At 70.4% G+C, this 19,094-nt stretch carries 13 protein-coding genes; 6 read left to right on the plus strand and 7 right to left on the minus strand.

Translation table 11 applies throughout. The features are described from left to right. Nucleotides 1-109: 109 nt before the first annotated feature. The 5 genes from OG764_RS09910 (at nucleotide 110) to OG764_RS09930 (ending at nucleotide 6,937) form a co-directional block, all read left to right on the plus strand. A complete protein-coding gene (locus OG764_RS09910) occupies nucleotides 110-2,104 on the plus strand; it encodes a hypothetical protein (RefSeq protein WP_328968048.1) in 1,995 nt (664 codons plus the stop codon). A 93-nt stretch (nucleotides 2,105-2,197) separates the two neighbouring features. Beyond that, nucleotides 2,198-3,694 carry a bifunctional cytidylyltransferase/SDR family oxidoreductase gene (locus tag OG764_RS09915; protein ID WP_328968049.1) on the plus strand — a complete coding sequence of 499 codons (1,497 nt, stop codon included), beginning with the start codon at nucleotides 2,198-2,200 and terminating at the stop codon, nucleotides 3,692-3,694. A gap of 2 nt (nucleotides 3,695-3,696) precedes the next feature. Next, complete coding sequence (locus OG764_RS09920) at nucleotides 3,697-4,500, plus strand: rhamnogalacturonan acetylesterase (protein WP_328968050.1); 804 nt, start codon at nucleotides 3,697-3,699, stop codon at nucleotides 4,498-4,500. A gap of 12 nt (nucleotides 4,501-4,512) precedes the next feature. Further along, complete coding sequence (locus OG764_RS09925; RefSeq protein WP_328968051.1) at nucleotides 4,513-5,322, plus strand: Ig-like domain-containing protein; 810 nt, start codon at nucleotides 4,513-4,515, stop codon at nucleotides 5,320-5,322. 13 nt (nucleotides 5,323-5,335) lie between these two features. Next, nucleotides 5,336-6,937: a glycosyltransferase family 2 protein gene (locus OG764_RS09930; RefSeq protein WP_328968052.1), complete on the plus strand. Its 1,602-nt coding sequence runs from the start codon at nucleotides 5,336-5,338 to the stop codon at nucleotides 6,935-6,937. A 655-nt stretch (nucleotides 6,938-7,592) separates the two neighbouring features. On the opposite strand, the gene OG764_RS09935 is transcribed toward OG764_RS09930, so the two are convergent. Next, nucleotides 7,593-8,750 carry a hypothetical protein gene (locus tag OG764_RS09935; RefSeq protein WP_328968053.1) on the minus strand — a complete coding sequence of 386 codons (1,158 nt, stop codon included), beginning with the start codon at nucleotides 8,748-8,750 and terminating at the stop codon, nucleotides 7,593-7,595. A gap of 221 nt (nucleotides 8,751-8,971) precedes the next feature. Between OG764_RS09935 and OG764_RS09940 the strand changes: the two genes are divergently transcribed. Then, nucleotides 8,972-10,027: an LCP family protein gene (locus tag OG764_RS09940; protein ID WP_328968054.1), complete on the plus strand. Its 1,056-nt coding sequence runs from the start codon at nucleotides 8,972-8,974 to the stop codon at nucleotides 10,025-10,027. 106 nt (nucleotides 10,028-10,133) lie between these two features. Here the strand turns inward: OG764_RS09940 and OG764_RS09945 are convergent, their stop codons facing one another. The 6 genes from OG764_RS09945 to OG764_RS09970 form a co-directional block, all read right to left on the minus strand. Beyond that, nucleotides 10,134-11,702, minus strand: coding sequence for an amino acid permease (locus OG764_RS09945; protein WP_328968055.1), 1,569 nt, complete (start codon nucleotides 11,700-11,702; stop codon nucleotides 10,134-10,136). A 125-nt stretch (nucleotides 11,703-11,827) separates the two neighbouring features. Then, entirely contained in the window at nucleotides 11,828-13,750 is a 1,923-nt protein-coding gene (dxs, locus tag OG764_RS09950; RefSeq protein WP_328968056.1) for a 1-deoxy-D-xylulose-5-phosphate synthase, read from the minus strand. Between the two features lie 216 nt (nucleotides 13,751-13,966). Continuing rightward, entirely contained in the window at nucleotides 13,967-15,271 is a 1,305-nt protein-coding gene (locus tag OG764_RS09955; RefSeq protein ID WP_443055880.1) for a sugar ABC transporter permease, read from the minus strand. Next, entirely contained in the window at nucleotides 15,268-16,056 is a 789-nt protein-coding gene (locus OG764_RS09960; RefSeq protein ID WP_328968057.1) for an ATP-binding cassette domain-containing protein, read from the minus strand. The genes OG764_RS09955 and OG764_RS09960 overlap by 4 nt, the downstream gene beginning before the upstream one ends. Nucleotides 16,057-16,357: 301 nt before the next feature. After that, nucleotides 16,358-17,473, minus strand: a complete 1,116-nt coding sequence (locus tag OG764_RS09965) for a substrate-binding domain-containing protein (protein ID WP_328968058.1) — start codon at nucleotides 17,471-17,473, stop codon at nucleotides 16,358-16,360. A 197-nt stretch (nucleotides 17,474-17,670) separates the two neighbouring features. Then, on the minus strand, nucleotides 17,671-18,840 hold the full coding sequence (locus OG764_RS09970) for an ROK family transcriptional regulator (protein WP_328968059.1): 1,170 nt from the start codon (nucleotides 18,838-18,840) through the stop codon (nucleotides 17,671-17,673). Nucleotides 18,841-19,094: the final 254 nt, after the last annotated feature.

A 19,094-nucleotide genomic window follows, 5' to 3' on the forward strand; every position in this document is an offset into this window, starting at 1 on the left:
TTTGCCGTTCGTTTCCCCCGGGTCTATTCGGCGGTTCAGCGCCGGCGACTTTGATGCCTATACTACTGCGGCACTTAACAAGATCCTTACAGCCGGGAGGCCATGCCGCATGGGCAGGCAAAGCCGTCAGGCAGCGATGGGCGTTCTCATCAGCTCTGCCCTGGTGCTCAGCTTTCTCGGCATGATGGCCGCGGTCGCCGTCGCCTCACTTCCGATCTTCGTGTACTCGGCCGCGGTCAGCTACGGCGCGGACCTGATGCTGCACAGCGCAGAGTCCTCGACGCTCGACCGGCTGCGCGACTCGCGATTCGGCCTGACGATCCGCTTCCTCATCCGGCAGTTCCTGCTGCTCGCCCTGTGCGGCTCGATCGCCGAGCTCGACTCCTTCGTCGCCAAGATGGCCTCGCTCGGCCTGCTGCTGCTGTTCGTGCTGCAGCTGGTCTACGGCGCGATCCTCAAGCGGGTCCGCAGCAAGCGCGCCGAGCTGCCGTACACCACCCGCGGGCTGGACATGGAGCTGCTGGGCATCCGGCGCATGCCCCACCCGTTCCTGATGGACAAGCACGTCCGCAAGATGCTGCACCTCGACATCCCGCTGGTCGCGGGTGCGCTGGGCACCATCGCCACGGACGACTGGCGTTTCGTCACCTTCGGATCCATCGCGACGGTCTGGGTGGCCTTCGTGGCCGTCCTGGTGCTGCTGCCCGGCGCGTGGAACGCGCTGCTGCTGCCCACCCCCGACGAGGCCCTCGAAGAGCTCAACCGGCAGCTGGAGGGCTACCGCCCCCAGGTCGCCCTGTACTTCACCTTCGCCGCCATCTCCCGGGACTTCATGTACCAGGTGAACATGTGGCTGGAGGCCCTGGAGGCCCTCGACCTGCGGCCGATCATCGTGCTGCGCGAGCGGGCCACCCTGCGGTACCTGGACGCGACCTCCGTGCCGGTCATCTGCGTGCCCAAGGCCGACAACCTGGCCCGGGTGGAGATGCCCGAGCTGCGCGTCGCGCTGTACCCCGGCAACGCCGGCAAGAACGTCCACATGCTCCAGCGCGCCGAGGTCAAGCACGTCTTCATCGGCCACGGCGACAGCGACAAGCTCGCCTCCAGCAACCGCGTCAGCAAGGTCTTCGACGAGATCTGGGTGGCGGGCCGGGCCGGCCGCGACCGCTACGAGCGCATCAAGCACGCGGTGACCGCCGGCCAGATCGTCGAGGTCGGCCGCCCGCAGCTGATGACCCTGCACCACTGGACCGGCAAGGTCGCCAACAAGGTCCCCACCGTCATCTACGCCCCCACCTGGGAGGGCTGGACCGACGACGCCTGCTACACATCGGTCATCCCGGCCGGCGAGAAGCTCATCCGCACCCTGCTCGACCACAAGCAGGAAATCCGGATCATCTACAAGCCGCACCCGCTGACCGGCACCCGCTCCCCGGTCGCCCTGGCCGCGCACAAGGCGATCATCGCGCTGCTCGAACAGGACAACGCGGCCCGCTTCGGCAAGAACATGGCCGACTCGAAGACCGCGGCCCGCAAGCTGGCCCGCATCGACAAGCGGATCGCCGACCTGTCCGAGCGCGGCGTCCGCTCGAAGTACCCGGACCTGTCCGAGGAGGAGCGCACCGCCCGCATCCGCGGCAGCCGCAACCAGGCCGGCGCGCTCTACTGGGAATCCCTCCCGGATTCCGCCCACCACGTGGTCATCGAGCGCATCCCGGCGCTGTACGAGTGCTTCAACCACTCCGACCTGCTCATCGGTGACATGTCGAGCGTGGTGTCCGACTTCGTGGCGACCCGCAAGCCGTACGCCATCTTCAACCTCGAGGGGCTTCCGGACACCGAATTCCGGAACGAGCAGCGCACGGCGTACGCCTCGTACCTGCTCGACATGGACTGCGGCGGGCTCGACGCGGCGATCAACGCCATGCTCTTCCCCGACCAGGACGTCATGGCGCACTACCGCGAGCAGCTGAAGGAATATCTGCTCGGCCAGGATTACCCGCCGTCGACGGTCCGTTTCAACAACGCCGCGAACGACCTGTACCGGCGCGGTCTCCGGGACTTTCCCATCGAGTATCCGGAGCAGCCGGGCCTTCCGGTGTAGTTCCGCCGGCTCTCCGGCGCAGTTCCACCGCCCATCGTCCACCGGTTCACCGACCGACGTTTTCCCCTCAAAAATCTCAGGAAGCAGGAGACCTTGTCCCACAGTGCATCCCGACGCCGTACCGTCGCCGTCGTCCTCGCTGGTGGCACCGGTCAGCGCATCGGACTCGAAATCCCGAAGCAGCTCCTGAAGATCGCCGGGAAGCCGATCCTCGAACACACGCTGCACATCTTCGAGCACGCCCCGGACATCGACGACGTCATCGTGCTGATGACGGCCGACTACGTGGGCGAGGCGGAGAAGATCGTCGCCCGCGCGGGACTGAAGAAGGTCTCCCGCGTCCTGGCCGGCGGCGCCACCCGCAGCGAGACGACGAACGTCGCGATCCGCGCCATCGCCGACACCCTCGGGCCGGACGAGGACTGCAACCTGCTCTTCCACGACGCCGTGCGCCCGCTGCTGTCCCAGCGCGTGGTCAAGGAGTGCGTCGAGGCCCTGGAGCGCTACCAGGCGGTCGACGTGGCCATCCCGTCGTCCGACACGGTCATCGTGACCCGCACCCACGGCGACGACGGCGAGTTCATCACCGAGGTCCCCGACCGCTCCCGGCTGCGCCGCGGCCAGACCCCGCAGGGCTTCTGGCTGTCGACGATCCGCCGCGCGTACGAGCTGGCGGCGGCCGACCCGGCGTTCCAGGCCACCGACGACTGCTCGGTCGTGGTGCGCTACCTGCCGGACGTACCGGTGCACGTGGTCATGGGCGACGAGTACAACATGAAGGTCACCCAGCCGGTCGACGTGTTCATCGCCGACAAGCTCTTCCAGCTCGCGTCCTCGCTCGCCCCCGAGGGCGCCGGCGACGAGTTCTACCGCGAGCAGCTCACCGGCAAGACCATGCTGATCTTCGGCGGCTCGTACGGCATCGGCGCCGACATAGCGCGGATAGCCGAGGGCCACGGCGCCCGCGTCTTCGCCCTGGGCCGCTCCACCACCGGCACCCACGTGCAGAACCCCGACCACGTCGAGGAGGCGTTCGCGCAGGCGTACGCCGAGACCGGCCGGGTGGACTTCGTGGTGAACACCGCGGGCATCCTGCGCGTCGGCCGGCTCGCCGAGACCGACAACGACGCGATCCGCGAGGCGCTGGAGGTCAACTACCTCGCGCCGGTGAACATCGCCCGGTCCGCGTTCAAGTACCTCAGCGAGACCAACGGCCAGCTGCTGCTCTTCACCTCCAGCAGCTACACCCGCGGCCGCGCGGACTACAGCCTGTACTCCTCCACCAAGGCCGCCATGGTCAACCTGACCCAGGCGCTCGCCGACGAGTGGGCCGGCGACCGGGTCCGCGTCAACTGCATCAACCCGGAGCGCACCGCCACCCCGATGCGCACCAAGGCGTTCGGCGTGGAGCCCGAGGGCTCGCTGCTGTCCTCCGAGTCGGTGGCTCGCAGCTCGCTGGACGTGCTGCTGTCCGAGATGACGGGCCACGTCATCGACGTGCGCCAGCAGGACCCGACCGCACCGACCGCCCAGCGCTCGGGCTTCGAGGCGGCCCTGGCGTCCGTACTGAGCCGGTCCTCGGAGGGCTAGAAATGACCCAGCCAGCAGGGCAGCCGGGCAGGCGCCCGCGGATCTTCGTCGCGGGCGGCTCCAACGCGGTCAGCCGTCCGTACAGCTACCTCCCCATGGCCGGCTGGGTACAGGCCATGCCGCTCTTCCTGACCGACCACGTCGAGGTCGTCAACTGTGCCCGCGCGCGGGCCAGTTCGAAGAGCTTCCGGGAGCGCGGCCGACTCCAGTGGATCCTGGAGAACATGTCGCCGGGCGACTACCTGCTGTTCGGCTTCGGCCAGAACGACGTGAAGCCCGACCCCGGCCTGCACACCAAGCCGTTCTCCACCTTCATGGAGCACATGTCGGCGTACGTGCACGGGGTCCGCGAGGCGCAGGGCCACCCGGTGATCATGCTGCCGTACGAGCGGCGCCGCATCGACCGGCACGGCAACGTGTCCCGGTTCCTCGGCGACTACCCGCTCGCGGCGCAGCAGCTCGCCGAGGACGAGCACGTGCCCGTGATCGACCTGTACCGCCAGAGCCTGCAGTGGTGGGAGGAGCTCGGCCCGGAGAACTCCAAGCCGGTCTTCGTCTACCTGCGGCCCGGTGAGCCGCTCCAGGCGAACGTCCAGGACGCGGACAACGTGCACCTGCGGGCCGAGGGCGCCGTCGAGGTGGCCCGGTTCGTGGTCCGCAGCATGCTCGAGCAGGGCGTCATCCCCGGCCACTGGGGCCGCGACCTCGACCGCCGGCGCTTCTCGTACGACGAGATGGGCTGGCTGGACGAGGAGACGTTCTGGCAGCGCACCAAGTCCCGCGTGTCCCAGTACCCCGGCAAATAAGGAGCCCGGCGCGTGAACCACCTGCTGTGCCGGGGCCGGATCCTCGGCGAGAACCCCTCCCCCGGTGTCGTCTACGCGGGCCTGTACAGCTCCGCGGACCCCTTCCACGGGGTGCTGCCGGGCGAGACGGTCCAGTTCGGCCTGTCCGTGGCCCCGGGCGAGGGCGCCTCGCACGGCTTCGCGTACCTGCCGGAGGCCCCGCTGGTGGGGGCCGCCGAGATCGAGGCCGTCCAGGGCATGGAGTACTTCCGCGAGCAGCGGTGGTTCCGGGTGCGCGCCGACGGCGGCACGACCGGCACCGCAGTGATCCAGCTGCGCATCAAGGACCCCGCGAGCGCCCGCCGGATCCGGCCGCAGATCATGGTCGGCATCCCGGACGCCACCGGCCGCAAGGTGCTGCGCACCGGCAAGCTCAGCGACGAGGCGCTCGTCGTGATGAAGCCGAAGGCCCCGGGGCTGCGGCTCGCCGCCGAGCCCGGCCAGAACGCCTCCGTCAACGTGCTGGCGGGGGTGCCGGCCGGCAGTTCCGCGGTGTCGGTGACCCGGCCGCGGCACGGCAAGTCCGAGCTGGCGTACGACGGCTGGGTGACGTACTCGCCCGAGCGCGGCTTCACCGGCTACGACCGCTTCGAGTACACGGTGAGCACGCCGGCCGGCGCCACGCTCTCCTCGCACGTGAACGTCCTAGTCGGTCCCGGGCACCACGCGCCCGGGGTGTTCCCCGAACGCCGGACGACCGCCGAGTTCCGCGGCTGGCAGTGGCCGGAGCTCACCGGGGAGATGCCGTGGCCCCGGCAGGACCAGTCCGCCCGGAACCGATGAGGTGCAACCGACCATGAGCTCTGCCTGGGTGCGACCCGGAGACATCAAGGACGTGACGGTCGCCGTCCGCGTCTGCAACCAAGCCGCCGTGATCGACGCCTGCCTGGCCTCGCTGACCACGCAGACCATAGGCACCGAGCGGCTTGAGATCATCGCCGTGGACGACGGCTCCACCGACGACAGCGGTGCGATGCTGGCGCGCGCGGCGCACGCGTACCCCGCGTTCATGCGGGTGGGTCAGGTGCCGCGCGGGCTGAGCGCGGCCGCCGCCCGCAACTGGGCGCTGAGCCAGGCCACCGGCCGGTACGTGATGTTCCTGGAGGCCACCGACCGGCTGGCGCCGGGCGCGCTGGAGGCGATGGTCGCCTCCGGTGACCGCAACGAGGCCGACGTCGTGCTGGGCAAGCTGGAGAGCTCGGGCCGGCACACGGTGGCGACCTCCATGTTCCGCAAGAGCCAGACGCACACCGATCCGTACAGCTCGAAGGTGTACTGGTCGCTGACCCCGGACAAGCTGTTCCGCACCTCGATGGTGCAGCGGCGCGGGCTGGCCTTCCCCAGTGACATGACGATCGGCGACGACCAGGCGTTCACCGCCGCCGCGTACATCGGCGCCGACAACATCTCGGTGGTCGGCGACGGCACCTGTGTGATCAAGGGACCCAACCAGGCCGCCCGGGTCTCGCTGACCGAGCGCATCTCGCTGGTGTCGCGGATGCTGCGGCTCGTCGACTCGCTGCTGCCGCCCGGCCCGCAGCGCGACAAGCTGCACTCGCGGCACCTGGAGGTCGAGCTGGGCAAGGCGACCGCCACCGCGCTGCTGAACCCGACCGACCCGACGGACCGCGAGCAGAGCCTGTGGGCGGCCTCGGAGGTGCTGCGCACGCAGGCCTCGCCGGGCGCGCTGGCGCTGCTGCCGCGCATGGTGGCGGTGCGGTTCGCGCTGCTCGCGGCGGGCAAGTTCGCGGAGGCCGAGCGGATGGCCGCGTTCGAGGTGGAGAAGGACCGCCCGGGCGTGCGCAAGACCGTGGAGAAGGGCCGGGTCTACACCCAGCTGCCGTTCTTCCGGGACCCGGCGGTCCCGCTGCCGGACGAGATCTTCGACATCACCGCCGACATGACGGTCAGCCACGAGCTCCAGAGCATGAAGTGGAACGGCTCGCTCCTGTTGCTGGACGGCTACGCCTTCTACGAGCAGCTGTCCACGAAGGAGCGTGCCACCCGGGTCGTCATCCGGGAGCGGCACACCGGCGTGGAGGAGAGCTTCTCCGTGACGGCCCGCCGCGACGACAACCTCACCAACGCGCGCGGCAACGCCCGTGCGATGGGCCGGTTCTCCTCGCGCATCAACCTGGCGCAGACCTCCAGCGGGTGGCCGTTCCCGCCGGGGATCTGGGACCTGTACCTGGCGGTGAGCTTCGAGGGCGTGACGCAGGAGGTCCGGCTCGGGCCCAAGCGGTCCCCGGAGCTCGACACGATGGCGCGGTTGCCGGTGGCGATCGCGCCGGTGCCGGGGGTCCAGGGCCAGGAGCTGGTCGCGACCCCGCACTACACGCCGTCCGGCGGCCTCAGCATCGAGGTGGCCCAGCGCACCCCCCTCCCCGTACGGGGCTGACCCGGCAGAGCCCGGTAACGCGCCCGGCGCGTGAAGCGCCCGGAGCCCGGTACGCCCCCGGCGACAACCGCCCCGCGTACCGGGCTCGGCCCTACCCACTCCAGCCTGCCGAGTACCCTGCGGCGCAACCCCCCGCCCCGCCGGTTCCTTGGCGGGCAATTCCCCGCCTCACCAGCGCCCTGGGACGCGCCCGCGTTGCAGGCGGGCAATCCAGCCTCGCCGGTGCCTTGGCGGCATGTCCCGCCTGGCGGGCAATTCCCGGCCTCGCCGGCGTTGCGGGCGGGCAATCCAGCCTCGCCGGCGTTTGAGGCGCGGGGTCGGGGGCGGAGCCCCAAGAACAACCCGGCTCCGCCGGGCACCGGGCTCCGCCCGGACCCGCTCCTCAAACGCCGGAGGGGCTGAAGGGGGCGCAGGGTTGCCGGGCTCCGCCCACGCCCGCGCCTCAAACGCCGGAGGGGCTGAAGGGTGCGAGGGGTTGCCGGGCTCCGCCCGCGCCCGCGCCCCAAACGCCAGCGCGGCTGAAGGGTGCGAGGGGTTGCCGGGCGCTTCCCGGACCCGCGCGTCAAACGCCCGCAAGGCCGGATGGGGCCCTGCCCAGCCTGAAGGAGTCCGCCGGGGCAGGGAGTTGCCCCCTCGGGCGTCGGCCCCCGGCGGGTCAGGTGGCCGGGTGCCAGGGGGTGAAGGTGAGGGTGGGGTGGGTGGGGTCCTGGCGGGCTGTGACGAGCGCACCGGCGGGGTCGAGGGCGGCCACCACGACGCGCCCGGCGCTGTCCACGGCCACCTGCGGGGTCCGCAGCCCCCGGCCCCCCAGCGAGGCCCACCACGCCCCGTACCCCTCGTTCTCGGTGACGTACGCGGTGAGTTCGATGTCGCCCTGCGCCCCGACCTGGGTGAGCACCGTGCAGTCGTACTCGCCGATGAGCGCGCGGCAGACGCCCGCCGGCCCCTGCCCGCCGGCGCCGCCGAGGGCCATCAGGCCGCCCTGGACCTCCTGGTGGGGCGCGCGCCAGGCGACGAGCGAGCCGTCGCCGGGGTAGCGCCAGAAGTACGTGGCCCGGCCACGACCGGTCTCGCAGACGGCGGGCGTGCCGGGGACCACGGGGGTGCCGATTCGCTCGGCGAGGCGGAAGCGGCCCTGCCCGGCGCCGGTCCAGCGGTCGATGCCGGCCTGGCCGAAGGCGAGGAGTTCGAGGGGGGCGCCGGCGGGCATCACGACGGCGAGTTCGCCGGCGTACGACTCGGCGGTGACCTGCTTCCAGGTGCCCCAGGCGCCTTCGGAGTTGCGGCTGCGCCGGACTATCCCGCCGAGGCGGAGCGGGACGAGGACGTGGACGGAGCCGGAGCGCTGGTTGACGGCGATCCGCGGGGGGCCGGCGATCCGGTCGCCGGCCGGGCCGCCGCGCACGCCGGGGACTCCGAGGCTGTGCCAGTCGGTGAGGGCGCGGCCGGACTGGAACTGGGTGGCGAAGGCTATCTCGGGTCCTTCGTCCCCCTGCACGGGGTGCCGCAGAACCGCGAAATGGACATATCCCTCGCGGTTTTGAGCCATGGCGACTGCGCCGGCCCAGCCGGGTACGTCGAGGGGCTCGGGCCCGGTCCAGCGGCCCTCGGCTGCCGGGTCCTCGGTCCAGCGGACCAGCGCCCGCGGACCCGCGGCGTAGGCCGTCAGGCGGCCGTCCCCGGCCTTGAACAGCCATTTACCGCCGGGCGCCGAAAGCGGCGCGGGGCCTCGGCCGCCCGTGGCGGCACCCGGCCCGGATGCGGTCTCCGCTGTGGACTCCGCGGCTCTGCTGCCACCTCTGCCACGGATCACGGCGCCTGCTGCCTTTCCGTTGTTCCCGTCGTAACCGCTGTTCGCGCTCTGCGCACTGTCACACCCCGATGTGAACGCCCCCGCAGACCTGGCCTCTCGAACACTTCGAAAGTCTGTCTATTATTCACACCATCCTTAGGCTGACGGCCGGGCGGGTTCACCTCACCGCCGCCGTCCCTCGCAGGCCACCCTAGCGTCCCGACGGAAGGGCTCGACGAGCTATGACCCCGCAGACCGGCACCTCCCGGCGGCGCCCGAAGAGCCGTGCACGCCGCGCGCTGACGATCGCGCTGCTCTCGCTCGCCGTGCTCGTCGTGGGCCTGGCGGGCGCGGGCTGGTGGGCGTACAGCCACCTCAACGGCAACATCGACAGCGTCGACCTGAACGAGGCGATCGGCGACAACCGGCCGCAGAAGGTCGTCACGGGCGCGCAGAACGTCCTGGTCCTGGGTTCCGACTCGCGCAGCGGCGCCAACGGCGATCTGGACCACGGCGACGTCAGCGGCGCCCGCTCGGACACCACGATGCTGATCCACATACCCGAAGGCCGGTCCAAGGCCACCGCGGTGAGCATCCCCCGCGACACCCTGGTCACCCGGCCCGAGTGCCGCAAGAAGGACGGCTCCACGATCCCGTCCGGCAAGCGCATCATGTTCAACAGCATCTACAGCGTGGGCGGTCCGGCCTGTGTCGTGAACACGGTGGAGCAGATGTCGCGCGTGCGCATCGACCACTTCGTCGAGGTCGACTTCGCCGGCTTCAAGGGTCTCGTCGACGCCCTGGGCGGCGTCAACGTCACCATCGACCAGCCCATCAACGGCGGCAAGAGCGGCCTCCAGCTGGACGCCGGCACCCACAAGCTCGACGGCACCGACTCGCTGAAGTTCGTCCGTACCCGCTACGGCTACAAGGACGGCAGCGACCTCGGCCGCATCGGCCTCCAGCAGCAGTTCATGCTCGCGATGCTGACGGAGATCAAGAACCAGGACGCGCTCGGCAACCCGGCCCGCCTCTACAAGCTGGCCGACGCCGGCACCAAGGCGCTCACCACCGACTCCGACCTGGACTCCCTCACGGCGCTGGCCGACTTCGCCAAGACGATGAAGGGCGTGGACGCCAACACCATGGAGACGATCATGCTCCCGGTGGCGTACGACAAGATCGACGAGAACCGCGTGGTGGCGGCCCAGCCGCAGGCGGACCAGCTGTGGGAAGCGGTGCGCAACGACACCACGATCCCCGCCTCCGCGAAGAAGTCCCCCGCCACCGGCGGCTGAGCCGCGACGGCACCAACGCAGCAACGAGCGGCCTCCGGACCCGCCTGCCCCGTGCAGGTGGTGGTCCGGAGGCCGCTGTGTGTTCGCTGTGGGAACCCGGGAACGGTCAGCGGGCCATGGGCGGCTCGGTGGGCTCCTCCGGCGCCCCGGGGGCCGCCGCGCGCCCCTGGCCCAGGCCGAGCCGGCTGTGCGAGCGTCCGTACAGGTAGTACACGGCGATGCCGATCACCATCCAGATGCCGAAGCGCACCCAGGTCTCGGCCGGCAGGTTCAGCATCAGCCAGACCGAGGCCGCGATCGACAGGATCGGGACCAGCGGGACCAGCGGGGTGCGGAACGAGCGGTGCAGGTCGGGCCGGGTGCGGCGCAGGATGATCACGCCGAGGGCCACGACCACGAAGGCGAACAGCGTGCCGATGTTCACCAGCGTCGCGAGTTCGTTGATGCTGGTGAAGCCCGCGACCACGGCGATGATGACGCCGAGCAGGATGGTCGGGCGGTACGGCGTGCGGAACTTCGGGTGGGTCACCGAGAAGAACCGCGGCAGCAGGCCGTCCCGGCTCATCGCGAAGAACACCCGGGTCTGCCCGAGCAGCAGGATCATGCAGACCGTGGTCAGACCGACCGCCGCGCCGAAGCTGATGATGCCGCCGTACACCGGGTGCCCGGCCGACTTGAACGCGTCCGCGAGCGGCGCGCTCGTCGACAGCTGCGAGTAGTGCTGCATGCCGGTGACCACGAGCGAGACCGCGACGTAGAGCACCGTGCAGATGATCAGCGAGCCGAGGATGCCGCGCGGCATGTCCTTCTGCGGATGCTTGGTCTCCTCGGCGGCGGTGGCCACCACGTCGAAGCCGATGAAGGCGAAGAAAACGACGGAGGCGGCCGTGAAGATGCCCATGATCCCGAAGTTGGTGGGCTCGTAGCCGAAGATCAGCTGCACCAGGGGCGCGTCGAGGCCCGAGCCGCCTTCTTGTGGCTGCGCCTTGGGGATGAAGGGCGAGTAGTTGCTGCCGGTGATGAAGAACAGTCCGGCGATGATGACGATGAGGACCACCGTCACCTTGATGGCGACGACGATCGCGGTGATCCGCGCGGAGAGCTTGACGCCCACCACGAGCACCACGGTCAGGACCAGTACCAGCAGGAACGCCAGCAGGTCGAAACTGCCGCCCGGCACGTCGGGCCCCTGGAGCGCCACCGGCAGGTGGATGTCCGCGTTGTCCATGAGCGAGCGGACGTACCCGGACCAGCCGACCGCGACGACCGCGGTGCCGAGCGCGAACTCCAGCACCAGGTCCCAGCCGATGATCCAGGCGGGCAGCTCACCGATCGAGGCGTACGAGAACGTGTACGCCGAGCCGGCCACCGGGACGGTGGAGGCGAATTCGGCGTAGCAGAGGGCGGCCAGGGCGCACACCACGCCGGCGGCCACGAAGGCCAGTGCCGTGGCGGGTCCCGCCGTCTCCTTGGCGACCTTGCCCGTGAGGACGAAGATGCCGGTACCGATGATGACGCCGACGCCGAAGACCGTCAGGTCCCAGGCCGAGAGCGACTTGCGGAGGGCGTGCTCGGGCTCTTCGGTGTCACGGATCGACTGCTCGACCGTCTTGGTACGGAACGGTCCCGAGACCTTGCCGGGGCGCCCCGGCCCCGCGTCCTGCGATGTGCTCACCGGAATACCTCCACGCTGTCACGCGAATGGGCCGGTCGGACCACCCTTCAAGGGTGACCCTCCCGGCCCGTCACGTGCAACGCGAGCGATCACAATCGGCCAGTGGTCCCCCACCGCCGACGGCGTCAGTCGCGGGCGACCTCGGCGGCCGGCTCGCGGTCGAAACGCCCGTCCAGCTTGGCGACCAGCCCGGTCACCTGGCGGGCGATGTCCGGCGCGGTCAGGCCGATCTCGGCGAGGATCTCCTTGCGCGGCGCGTGGTCGAGGAAGCGCTGCGGAATGCCGAAATCGCGCAGCGGCACGTCGACGCCGGCGTCCCGCAGGGCCTGCGAGACCGCGGCTCCGACACCGCCGGTGCGGCCGTTGTCCTCGACGGTGACGACGACCCGGTGGCGGTCTGCCAGCGGGGCGAGGGCCTCGTCGACGGGCTTGACCCAGCGCGGGTCGACCACGGTGGTGGAGATGCCCTGCCTGTCGAGCAGGTCGGCGATTTCCAGGCACATCGGGGCGAGCGCGCCGACCGAGACGAGCAGTACGTCCGGTCGGGTGACTTCGGGCGCCGGGGCGCGCAGCACGTCCATGCCGCCGATCCGGCCGACGGCCGGGACGGCCGGGCCGACGACGCCCTTGGAGTAGCGCAGCACGGTCGGCGCGTCCTTGACCTCGACGGCCTCGCGCAGCTGGGCGCGCAGCTGCTCGGCGTCGCGCGGGGCGGCCAGCCGCAGGCCGGGGACGACCTGGAGGATGGACATGTCCCACATGCCGTTGTGCGAGGCGCCGTCGTCGCCGGTGACGCCGGCCCGGTCGAGCACGAAGGTGACCCCGCACTTGTGCAGGGCCACGTCCATCAGGACCTGGTCGAAGGCGCGGTTGAGGAAGGTCGCGTACACCGCGAAGACCGGGTGGACGCCGCCGGTGGCCAGGCCCGCGGCCGAGGTCGCGGCGTGCTGTTCGGCGATGCCGACGTCGTAGATCCGGTCCGGGAAGGCGTCCGCGAACTTCTTGAGGCCGACCGGGTGGAGCATGGCCGCGGTGATGGCGACGATGTCCTCGCGCTCGGTGCCGAGCTTGACCATCTCGTCGGCGAAGACGGAGGTCCAGCTGGCGGCGGCGGCCTTCACGGGCAGGCCGGTGTCCGGGTGGATGACGCCGACCGCGTGGAAGCGGTCCGCCTCGTCCTGGACGGCCGGCTCGTAGCCGCGGCCCTTCTGGGTGAGGCAGTGCACGATGACCGGGCCGCTGAACCGCTTGGCGCGGGTCAGGGCGGACTCCAGGGCCTCGACGTCGTGGCCGTCGATCGGGCCGATGTACTTCAGGCCCAGGTCCTCGAACATGCCCTGCGGGGCGATGAAGTCCTTGAGGCCCTTCTTGGCGCCGTGCAGGGTCTCGTAGAGCGGCTTCCCGACGACCGGGGTGCGCTCCAGGATGTCCTTGCCGCGGGCCAGGAAGCGCTCGTAGCCGTCCGTGGTGCGCAGGGTGGCCAGGTGGTCGGCGAGGCCGCCGATGGTGGGGCCGTACGAGCGCTCGTTGTCGTTGACGACGATGACGAGCGGGCGGTCCTTGGCGGCGGCGATGTTGTTCAGCGCCTCCCAGGCCATGCCGCCGGTGAGCGCGCCGTCGCCGATGACCGCGGCGACGTGGTGGTCGCTCTTGCCGAGCACCTGGTTCGCCTTGGCCAGTCCGTCGGCCCAGCCCAGCACGGTGGAGGCGTGCGAGTTCTCGATCACGTCGTGCTCGGACTCGGCGCGGGAGGGGTAGCCGGAGAGGCCGCCCTTGGTGCGCAGCTTCGAGAAGTCCTGGCGGCCGGTGAGCAGCTTGTGGACGTAGGCCTGGTGCCCGGTGTCGAAGAGGACCTTGTCCTTGGGCGAGTCGAAGACCCGGTGCAGGGCGATCGTCAGTTCGACGACGCCGAGGTTGGGGCCCAGGTGCCCGCCGGTCTTGGAGACCGCGTCGACGAGGAAGGACCTGATCTCTGCGGCCAGCTGGTTCAGCTGCTCCGGGCCGAGCCGGTCCAGATCGCGCGGTCCCTTGATGCGGGTCAGCAGCACCCGTGCCTCCTTGCAGTTGCTTGCTGGTCCGCCGAGTCTAATGTTCCGCCCGCGGCGGTGGTCATCGGGCGGTCCCAGCAGGGTCACACCATTGTCATACCTGTACACAACACCGCGATGTCACACCCCACGGACGGGTGGACGCACGCACAGGTGCCCGATGCCACACGAGGTGGCATCGGGCACCGGGCCGTACGGACAGCCGGGCGTGCCCTACTAGGCGCGACCTGCGGTCTTCTGGGTCTTGCGGGTGATCGAGTCGATCACCACGGTGGCCAGCAGCACGGCACCGGTGATCATGTACTGGATCGGGGTGGCGATGCCCTCCAGCGCGAGACCGTACTGGATGGACGTGATGACCATGACACCGAGCAGGGCGTTCCAGGTCCGGCCGCGGCCGCCGAAGAGGCTGGTGCCGCCGATGACGGCCGCCGCGATGACGTTCATCAGCAGGTCGCCGGAGCCGGCGCTCTGGTTGGCCGCGGCGATCTTGGACGCCCAGAACAGGCCGCCGACGGCCGCGAACGTGCCGGCGATGGAGAAGACGGCGATGCGGATCGCGGCCACGTTGATGCCGGCGCGCCGGGAGGCCTCGACGCTGCCGCCGAGCGCGAAGACCTTGCGGCCGAAGGTGGTGCGGCGCAGCAGGAAGTCCGTGCCGACCAGGACCACCAGGAAGAGCAGGACGGCCAGCGGCAGGCCCTTGTACTGGTTGAAGACCGCGGCGGCGCCGAAGGCGACCACGGCGAGCAGGGCCGTGCGCAGCAGGATCTCGCCGAGCGGCCGGGACGGCACGCCCGCCGCCTGGCGGCGCCGGTTGTCGAAGAAGGCGGCGGCGAAGTAGCCGGCCACCGCGACGAAGGCCAGGCCGTAGGCGGCCGCCACGTCGGTGAAGTAGTACGTGGTGAGCTTGCCGACGACGCCGTCGGAGTCCAGGTTGATCGTGCCGTTGCTGCCCAGGATCTGGAGCATGAAGCCGGACCAGAACAGCAGGCCGGACAGGGTCACCGCGAAGGCGGGGGCCCCGACCTTGGCGAAGAAGAAGCCGTGGATCGCGCCGATGGCCGCGCCGCCCGCGATGGCGACCAGGATGGCCAGCCATTCGTTGACGCCGTGGGTGACGGCGAGGACCGCGACGATGGCGCCGGAGACGCCGCTGACCGAGCCGACCGAGAGGTCGATCTCGCCGAGCAGCAGGACGAAGATGATGCCGACGGCCATCATGCCGGTGGCGACCATCGTCACGCCGATGTTGCTGAGGTTGCCGGCGGAGAGGAAGTTCGAGTTCAGGCTCTGGAAGATGGCGCAGATGATCACGAGGCCGACGACGACCGGGAGCGATCCCAGGTCGCCGGCGCGCATCTTGCGCTTGAACTCGTTCACGTAGCCGGCCAGGCCCTGCTCGCGCACGAGCAGCCGCGGGTCGACGACCGGGATGGCGTCCGCCGGGGCGGCGGGGTTGGCCAGGTCGGCCACGGCGTCGGTGCCGTGGTGCTCTGGGGCGTGGTGTTCGGTGCTCACTTGCGAGCCTCCCCGGTACGCGCCGCACGGCGGGTCACGGCATTGTCCGTGGCGCCCGTGATGGCGGAGATGATCTCTTCCTGCGAGGTGTCGGCGACGCGGAAGACGCCGTTGTTCCGGCCCAGCCGGAGGACCGCCACCTTGTCGGCCACGGCCTTCACGTCGGCCATGTTGTGGCTGATGAGGATGACGGCGTGGCCGCGCTCGCGCAGCCGCTCGACCAGGTCGAGGACCTGGGCGGTCTGCTCGACGCCGAGGGCGGCGGTGGGCTCGTCGAGGATGACGAGCTGGGGCTCGCCGAGCATCGAGCGGGCGATCGCCACGGTCTGGCGCTGACCGCCGGAGAGCGAGGCGATCGGGATGCGGACGCTGGGGATCCGGATCGACAGGGTGGTGAGCAGCTCGCGGGCGCGGCGCTCCATCTCCACCTCGTCGAGGACGCCGCGGCGCTTGAGCTCACGGCCCAGGAAGAGGTTGCCGACGACGTCGATGTTGTCGCACAGCGCGAGGTCCTGGTAGACGGTCGCGATGCCCAGGTGCTGGGCGTCCTGGGGCTTGTTGATCGACACGGCCTTGCCTTCCCATTCGATGACTCCCTCATCGATGGGGTGCACGCCGGCGATCGTCTTGACGAGCGTGGACTTTCCGGCGCCGTTGTCGCCGACGAGGGCGACGACCTCGCCGGCGTGGATCTCGAGCTCTACGTCGGTGAGTGCCTGGACGGCGCCGAACCGCTTCGAGACCCCTCGCAACGCCAGCACGGGCGCAGCGGTCACATGAACCATCTCCTTCGCCGCCTGACCGGCGGGGATGTCGTACAGAACAGCAGGGGTGGGGCGGGGGCGGGCGAAACGTTTCCTCACGCTCGCTCGCGGCCTTCACGGGCCTTTCGGGCCCTCTCGGGACCTCCCGGTCTCCACCACCTGGGGAAACGTTTCCTTTTTCTGGCCGGCGCCCCGCGGGTGGCGGGGTATGGGGCGGGGCGCCGGACAGGCTCGGGGATGTCCGCCGGGCCGGGCCTCGTGAGGGGCCGGACCGGGGAGGCCTCACGGGTGAGGCCGGGGGCCCCACAGGGGGCCGGGGGGCCTACTTCAGGCCGACGGTCGCGCAGGCGGCCGCGTACTTGGCGGTGCAGATCTCGTCGACCGAGTACACGCCGTCCTTGACCACAGTGTCCTTGATGTTGTCCTTGGTCAGCGAGACGACCGGGACCAGCACCGACGGGACGGCCTTGGTGGTGGGGCTGTCGACCGTGGACTTCGCGACGCCGTCGAGCTTCTCGCCCTTGGCCAGCGCGACGGCCATCTCGGCGGCGGCCGCGGCCTCGGGGGCGTACGGCTTGTAGACGCTCATGAACTGCTCGCCCGCCACGATCCGCTGCACACCGGCGAGTTCGGCGTCCTGGCCGGTCACGGGCGGCAGCGGGGTGACGCCGCCGGCCTTGAGGGCCGTGATGATGCCGCCGGCCATGCCGTCGTTCGCCGAGTAGACGCCGACGATCTTGTCCTTGCCGAGCGCGGAGATCGCGGCCGCCATGTTGGTGTTGGCGTTCTCCGGCTTCCACTCCTTGGTGTCGTACTCCTTGCCGATGGTCACCTTGCCGTCGAGGACGGAGTGTGCGCCCTTCTTGAACAGGGCGGCGTTCGGGTCGGTGACCGAGCCGTTCATCATCACGACCTGGCCGGCCTTGGCCTTGTCGCCCAGGGCCTCCAGCAGCGCCTTGCCCTGGACGCGGCCGACCTCTTCGTTGTCGAAGGAGGTGTAGGCGTCGATCGGGCCCTCGGCCAGGCGGTCGTACGCGACGACCGGGATGCCGGCCTCCTTGGCCTTCTTCACCGAGCCGGCGATGGCCTTGGCGTCCACGGCGTCGATGATCAGCGCGTTCACCTTGTTGGTGATCATCGTGTCGACCTGGGCGTTCTGCGTGGTCGCGTCCTGCTTGGCGTTGGCGTAGATGACCTCGGCCTTGCCGCCGGTGAGCTCGGCGATCTTCTTCTCGATGAGCGGCTTGTCGAACTTCTCGTACCGCGCGGTCTGGTTCTCCGGAAGGAGCAGGCCGATCTTGATGGCATCACCCGCGGCCGGGGTGCCCGAGCCATTGGCCTTCTCGCCGGACTCCTTGGCGGAGCCGCAGGCGGCGAGAGAGACGGCCATCGCGGTGGCCGCGACGGCGACAGCGGCACGACGCATACGCGTGTTCATCTTGTGAACCTCCCTGACGAGGCCGCGTCCTTGCGGCCGAGGTGGACGTGAGTCAACTCGGCCACAACCTTGTCGTCAAGGAGTGAAGACTTAACGAGATGACAACGGTGCCATTCGTTATCTAACTGAACGCACGAAGGTGGCCGCTGAGAGGACTGCGGCCACCTTGGACGATGCTGCGGACACGAGCGGGGAGGTCACCCCGGCAGAAGTGTCGAATCACCCATCTCGCTCAGTACGAGCGCGAGCGCCCCGAGCACCTCGGCCCGGCTGCCCAGCGCGCCCGTCGCCACCGACAACTGCCGTGCGGCGCTGGGGATCGCGTACCGCGACACGGAGTCGCGGATGGGCGCGAGGACCAGCTCCCCGGCCTCCGCGAGGCTGCCGCCGAGCACCACCCGGCTGGGGTTGAGGAGGTTGCAGAGGTTGGCGACACCGCTGCCGATGTGCCGGCCCACGTCCGCGATCACCCGGCGGCAGCCGGGGTCGCCGTCCCGGGCGAGCTTGACCACGCCCTCCATCGTCAACTCGGGCCCGTGGCTGCCCTGGAGCAGCGGCAGCACGTACCGGGCGGCGGCGAAGGTCTCCAGGCAGCCGCGGTTGCCGCACCGGCACACCGGGCCCGACTCGTCGAGGGTGATGTGCCCGATCTCCCCCGCGGTGCCCCCCGGACCGCGGTAGATCTGCCCGTTTATGACGAGGCCGGCGCCGACGCCGCTGGCCACCTTGATGTACGCGAGGTCCTTCACGCCGCGCCCGCTGCCCCACACCAGCTCGCCCAGCGCGCCGAGATTGGCGTCGTTGTCGACGTACACGGGCACGCCCAGGCGCTGCGACAGTTCCTGGCGCGGATTGATGCCCGCCCAGCCCGGAAGGATGGCGGTGGAGCCCAGGGTGCCGGACTCCACGTCGATCGGGCCGGGGACGCCCAGGCCCACCCCGATGACCTTGTCCCGGCCCACTCCGACGGTCGTGATCAGCTGTCCGACCAGCGCTTCCGCCCGGTCGAAGCCGTCCGCCCAGGAGGCGTCCACGTCCAGCGGCTCGGCCTCCTCGGCCAGCACCTGGTGGGCCAGGTTGCCGACGGCCACGCGCAGGTGCTCGTGCCCGAAGTCGACGCCGATCACGATGCCCGCGTCACCGCTGAGCGAGACGCTGCGCGCGCGGCGGCCGCCGGCCGAGGTGTCCGTGACCTCGACGGTGCCGCCCTCCTTCAGCTCCCGGACGATGTTGGACACCGTCGCCGCCGACAGACCGGTGGTACGGGCGATCTCCGCCTGGGTCAGCGAACCCGCGAGCCGCACGGCACGCACGACCCTTTCGAGATTCGCCCGGTGCAGCGACGACTGCGAACCCGGAGTCTCCACGCCTCATCCACTCCTGCCCTGTAGCGACGGCCGGCCGTCGCCCCCCGGCCGGGACCGCACGCCCTGTGTCGCTGGCGGGCGAGACCCCGGCGTCTCTCCAACTTGTGAACCCTAAGTCGAGCCTTTGGCCCTTCAGACGTCAAGAGGCTGACACAGCACGAATCAGCCAGTACCAGTCATAAGTATGAGAGATCCGGCCCAGGAGTTCGTGTTACGGTCGCTGAGGCGCCGATCCTCTGCGGCTTTTCCGGCCG

This window comes from Streptomyces sp. NBC_00239, from assembly GCF_036194065.1.
Taxonomy (GTDB): domain Bacteria; phylum Actinomycetota; class Actinomycetes; order Streptomycetales; family Streptomycetaceae; genus Streptomyces.

Excerpts from the sequence above, each read along its gene's own strand:
- OG764_RS09930 (WP_328968052.1), top strand. The coding sequence starts at position 5,336 with ATGAGCTCTGCCTGGGTGCGACCCGGAGACATCAAGGACGTGACGGTC.
- OG764_RS09965 (WP_328968058.1), bottom strand. The coding sequence starts at position 17,473 with ATGAACACGCGTATGCGTCGTGCCGCTGTCGCCGTCGCGGCCACCGCG.
- OG764_RS09920 (WP_328968050.1), top strand. The coding sequence starts at position 3,697 with ATGACCCAGCCAGCAGGGCAGCCGGGCAGGCGCCCGCGGATCTTCGTC.
- OG764_RS09940 (WP_328968054.1), top strand. The coding sequence starts at position 8,972 with ATGACCCCGCAGACCGGCACCTCCCGGCGGCGCCCGAAGAGCCGTGCA.
- OG764_RS09910 (WP_328968048.1), top strand. The coding sequence starts at position 110 with ATGGGCAGGCAAAGCCGTCAGGCAGCGATGGGCGTTCTCATCAGCTCT.
- OG764_RS09960 (WP_328968057.1), bottom strand. The coding sequence starts at position 16,056 with ATGGTTCATGTGACCGCTGCGCCCGTGCTGGCGTTGCGAGGGGTCTCG.